This window comes from Streptomyces sp. NPDC059456 (assembly GCF_042750055.1).
In the GTDB taxonomy this organism is placed as follows: domain Bacteria; phylum Actinomycetota; class Actinomycetes; order Streptomycetales; family Streptomycetaceae; genus Streptomyces.
This window is the reverse complement of record NZ_JBHYVA010000835.1, coordinates 1-3,304: the sequence shown is the minus strand read 5'-3', so window position 1 is coordinate 3,304 and position 3,304 is coordinate 1. Positions and strand designations below refer to the sequence as shown.

The 3,304-nt window shown below is 74.4% G+C and carries 4 protein-coding genes; 1 reads left to right on the top strand and 3 read right to left on the bottom strand.

Annotation, left to right across the window (positions count from 1 at the left end; genetic code table 11):
- Positions 1-124: 124 nt before the first annotated feature.
- Positions 125-646 carry a DUF4245 domain-containing protein gene (locus tag ACFXA3_RS39280; protein WP_385195660.1) on the bottom strand — a complete coding sequence of 174 codons (522 nt, stop codon included), beginning with the start codon at positions 644-646 and terminating at the stop codon, positions 125-127.
- 212 nt (positions 647-858) lie between these two features.
- Here ACFXA3_RS39280 and glpX point away from each other — a divergent pair, with 212 nt between their 5' ends.
- On the top strand, positions 859-1,890 hold the full coding sequence (gene glpX, locus ACFXA3_RS39275; RefSeq protein WP_054221849.1) for a class II fructose-bisphosphatase: 1,032 nt from the start codon (positions 859-861) through the stop codon (positions 1,888-1,890).
- A gap of 91 nt (positions 1,891-1,981) precedes the next feature.
- Here the strand turns inward: glpX and ACFXA3_RS39270 are convergent, their stop codons facing one another.
- Both ACFXA3_RS39270 and ACFXA3_RS39265 read right to left on the bottom strand, forming a co-directional pair.
- A complete protein-coding gene (locus ACFXA3_RS39270) occupies positions 1,982-2,380 on the bottom strand; it encodes a WhiB family transcriptional regulator (protein WP_376192998.1) in 399 nt (132 codons plus the stop codon).
- Between the two features lie 178 nt (positions 2,381-2,558).
- Positions 2,559-3,158, bottom strand: a complete 600-nt coding sequence (locus ACFXA3_RS39265; protein WP_385195657.1) for a TIGR03086 family metal-binding protein — start codon at positions 3,156-3,158, stop codon at positions 2,559-2,561.
- Positions 3,159-3,304 lie beyond the last annotated feature (146 nt).

The following is a 3,304-nucleotide window of genomic DNA, read 5'->3' as shown; positions in this document are numbered from 1 at the left end:
GGGGTGGGGGGGGGGCGGGCGCCCCGGCCCGCCGCGGCGCGCCCGCGGGGCGCCCCCCCCCCCCCCGGCCCGCCCGCGCGCCCGCTCGGCCCCGCCCCCCGCGCCGCGCCCCGCCCCCGGCTCGCTACTGCGCGCCCTGCTTGAACTCCAGCGCCGCCGCCATCCTGCCCAGGTCCTCGAACGAGGCCGTGCCCGTGACGACCGTGGCGTAGCCCTGCTCCTGCCGGACGAGGGCGTCGTACTTCTCGCCCTCCCAGCGCTCCCAGGCCAGGTCGCCGACCTGCTGCAGCTGCCCGGTGGCCTTGGCCCGCTGGGTGACGGACGTCAGGTGCTTGGCCGACGCGTCGCTGGACTGCTCGACGGCGACGTACTGCCCCTGCGGGTCCAGGAAGCCCAGGTGCCAGGCGTTCGCGGCCTTGCGGTCGAACGTCACCGAGGTCGCCCGCCACTCGGCCGGGAGCCCCACGGGCGCGGCCACGGGGTACGGCGCCGCGCGGCGCGCGGTGAGCGTCTCCACCCGGTAGTCGACCACGTGTGTCGGATCGGCCTTGTCGTCATGCGGGATGAAAATGTAGATCCCCGCGACGACGACACCGATCACCGCCAGCGACCGGACCATGTCCCAGACCGTCTGCTTGCCCTTCATACCTGCCACGTCACCATCGTCCCCCATGGCCCGGAGCGATCTCCGGCGGGGTCGGCGCGGCGACCGCAGCCGTCCGCAAGATGTCCGCTCACGCCAAACGCCTGACCGATATTCCGCTCATACGTGACCCGGTCTGCTCAATTTGTCGACGTGACGATAGAGTTCCAGCACCCTCACTTCCCGGCCGTCGCCGTACAGAAAGGTGCGCTCCGATGACCGAGCACAACCTGCCGCCCCAGCTCGAAGTCTCTCCGGAGGCCCCCGACCGCAACCTGGCCCTGGAACTCGTACGGGTGACCGAGGCCGCCGCCATGGCCGCGGGCCGGTGGGTCGGGCGCGGCGACAAGCTCGGCGCGGACGGCGCCGCGGTCAACGCGATGCGGACCCTGATCTCCACCGTCTCGATGAACGGCGTGGTCGTCATCGGCGAGGGCGAGAAGGACGAAGCGCCGATGCTGTTCAACGGCGAGCGGGTCGGCGACGGCACCGGCGCCGAGGTCGACATCGCCGTCGACCCGATCGACGGCACCACCCTGAACGCCAAGGGCATGCCGAACGCCATCGCCGTCCTCGCCGCCGCCGACCGCGGCACCATGTTCGACCCGTCCGCGGTCTTCTACATGGAGAAGCTGGTCACCGGCCCGGAGGCCGCCGACTTCGTCGACATCAACGCCCCGGTGTCCGTCAACATCCGGCGCGTCGCCAAGGCCAAGAACATGGCCGTCGAGGACGTCACCGTGGTCATCCTGGACCGCCCCCGCCACGAGGGCATCGTCAAGGAGATCCGCGAGACCGGCGCCCGCATCAAGTTCATCTCGGACGGCGACGTCGCCGGTTCGGTCATGGCCGTCCGCGAGGGCACCGGCGTGGACCTGCTCCTCGGCATCGGCGGCACCCCCGAGGGCATCATCTCGGCCTGCGCCATCAAGTGCCTCGGCGGCACCATCCAGGGCAAGCTCTGGCCGAAGGACGAGGCCGAGCGCCAGAAGGCCATCGACGCGGGCCACGACCTGGACCGGGTCCTGCACACCAACGACCTGGTCTCGGGCGAGAACGTCTTCTTCGTCGCCACCGGCATCACGGACGGCGAGCTGCTGCGCGGCGTCCACTACCGCTCGGAGACCGCGACCACGTCCTCCCTGGTCATGCGCTCGAAGTCCGGCACGATCCGGCAGATCGACTCCACCCACCGCCTGTCGAAGCTGCGCGCGTACAGCGCGATCGACTTCGACCGCGCCCAGTAGGAGCGCGCCGGCGGGCCGTGCGGCCCGCACGGCGAGAGGGGCGTCACCGCGTGCGGCGGTGGCGCCCCTCTCGTCTGCCTGCGTACGGGGTTCAGCCCGCGGCGGCTATCGGCCCGGCTCCCGGCGCTTGGCGCAGTTCCGCCGCGCGGCGCCTGCGGCGGGCCAGCACCACGCGGCGTTCGGCCGCGGTGAGCCCGCCCCAGACCCCGTACGGCTCGGGCTGGAGCAGTGCGTGCTCGCGGCAGGCGACCATCACGGGACAGCGGGCACAGACGCGCTTGGCGGCCTCCTCGCGGGAGAGCCGGGCCGCGGTCGGCTCCTTGGAGGGGGCGAAGAACAGCCCCGCCTCGTCCCGGCGGCACACCGCCTCCGCGTGCCATGGTCCGTCTTCTTCCCTCGCCGGCACCCGCGGCTTCGGTACGGCGGCCGGACGCGCCTGAAGGCTCTGTACGGCTGCTACCTGCAGGGACTGATGCGGCGGATGCTGCACGGTCTACTCCTGACGACGTGTACGCAAGCGAGAGACGATGCACCTGTCCCTACCCGCTGTGCGCGCCCCTATGCACTGCGTGGAGCACGCGCGCCGCCCGGGCGGAATTCGACCGAAACGCGACGCCGGCGTGCGTCCGCACGCGTGCCCGCGCCCCCGTACGCGCCCGTGCGCGCCGTCAGGCGTGCGGCGGCGTCCAGTCGGGGCGCCGGCCCAGGAAGGCGAGCAGCGAGCCGGCCGGGTCGTCGGCGGCATCGGGGCCGGGTACGAGCGCCGGGGCGTACGCGAAGCCGCGCAGGGGCTCGGCGAAGACCTCGGCCGCCGGGCGCAGGGCGGCCGCGAGGGCGGGGGTGAGCGGGGAGGGCCGGCCCGTGGCGACGGCGACGTCCCAGGCGTGGACGGCGGCGTCGAGGGCGGCGGCGCCGACCGCGCTCTCGGCGGTGACCGTGAACGGGGGCAGCGGTACGGGGACCTCCGCCGTGCCGGGAGCGACCGCGGCGAAGGCCTCGGCCGCGGCGGCCAGGGCGGGCGCCAGCAGCTGGGCGGGAGCCCCGACCGGGGCGGCGGAGGGTGCGAAGGGGTCCTCGGCCGGACCGGGTCCGCCGGTGAGGCGGGCGGCGTAGGCGAGCTGGTCGCCGGCGGCGTGCCGGAGCACTTGGCCGACGTTCCACTGGTGGCAGGGCGTCGGGCGGCCCCAGGCGCCGGCGGGCACGCCGTCGACGGCGGTGCGCAGCGCGTCGTGCGCGTGATCGAGCAGGTCCCACGTGGATGCGGTCATGGGCCGATCGTACGGGCGCCGTTTCGGCCAAGTCGGCTGATTCCCGGGAGCAGTTGCCCGCACCGGACGGCCCGGACCGGGGCGGCGCGGGCGCCGGGCTCCCCCCCCCCGGCCCCCCCCCACGCCCCGGCCGTGGTGCTGGCCCA